We start from the raw sequence: 784 nt of genomic DNA, 5'->3' as shown, positions 1-784 counted from the left end.
CTCTTTCAACTGAATAAGTGAAGTGATGATGGCAAAGAGGCCACACCCGTTCCCATACCGAACACGGAAGTTAAGCTCTTTAGCGCCGATGGTAGTTGGGGGCTTCCCCCTGTGAGAGTAGGACATCGCTTCGCTTATTTTTCGTGGAGGATTAGCTCAGCTGGGAGAGCATCTGCCTTACAAGCAGAGGGTCGGCGGTTCGAGCCCGTCATCCTCCACCATTATTTTTAAAACAGTATAGTATTATCGCGGGGTGGAGCAGTGGTAGCTCGTCGGGCTCATAACCCGAAGGTCGTTGGTTCAAATCCAGCCCCCGCAACCAAATGGTCCCGTGGTGTAGCGGTTAACATGCCTGCCTGTCACGCAGGAGATCGCCGGTTCGATCCCGGTCGGGACCGCCATTTTTTTTGCCGGTGTAGCTCAGTTGGTAGAGCAACTGACTTGTAATCAGTAGGTCGTGGGTTCGACTCCTATCGCCGGCACCATTCCCTTGGAGGGGTAGCGAAGTGGCTAAACGCGGCGGACTGTAAATCCGCTCCTTAGGGTTCGGCGGTTCGAATCCGTCCCCCTCCACCATTTTAGGGGCATAGTTCAACGGTAGAATAGAGGTCTCCAAAACCTTTGGTGTGGGTTCGATTCCTACTGCCCCTGCCAGGTATTGAGGTACTCGTTCATATACAGCTGTTATAATTTATATAGTGGCGATTGTGGCGAAGTGGTTAACGCATCGGATTGTGGTTCCGACATTCGTGGGTTCGATTCCCATCAGTCGCCCCATTTTCAA

General features: G+C 52.4%; 7 tRNA genes and 1 rRNA gene. All 8 read left to right on the top strand.

Annotated elements, in window-relative coordinates:
* Nucleotides 1-18: 18 nt before the first annotated feature.
* The 8 genes from rrf to CRI88_RS22200 all read left to right on the top strand — a co-directional run bounded on the left by rrf (nt 19) and on the right by CRI88_RS22200 (nt 777).
* Nucleotides 19-134 (top strand): 5S ribosomal RNA (gene rrf, locus CRI88_RS22235).
* 11 nt (nt 135-145) lie between these two features.
* Nucleotides 146-221: transfer RNA gene (locus CRI88_RS22230), tRNA-Val, on the top strand.
* Between the two features lie 26 nt (nt 222-247).
* A tRNA-Met gene (locus CRI88_RS22225) sits at nt 248-322 on the top strand.
* A gap of 3 nt (nt 323-325) precedes the next feature.
* Nucleotides 326-401, top strand: a tRNA-Asp gene (locus CRI88_RS22220).
* A gap of 8 nt (nt 402-409) precedes the next feature.
* A tRNA-Thr gene (locus CRI88_RS22215) sits at nt 410-485 on the top strand.
* A 7-nt stretch (nt 486-492) separates the two neighbouring features.
* Nucleotides 493-576 (top strand) — tRNA-Tyr (locus CRI88_RS22210).
* Nucleotides 577-580: 4 nt separating this feature from the next.
* Nucleotides 581-654: transfer RNA gene (locus CRI88_RS22205), tRNA-Trp, on the top strand.
* Nucleotides 655-701: 47 nt separating this feature from the next.
* Nucleotides 702-777, top strand: a tRNA-His gene (locus CRI88_RS22200).
* The last annotated feature ends 7 nt before the right edge of the window (nt 778-784 follow it).

This window comes from Lysinibacillus fusiformis, from assembly GCF_002845985.1.
Taxonomy (GTDB): Bacteria; Bacillota; Bacilli; order Bacillales_A; family Planococcaceae; genus Lysinibacillus; species Lysinibacillus fusiformis_D.
Note: the sequence above shows the minus strand (reverse complement) of the source record. Positions and strands in the feature narration are given on the sequence as shown.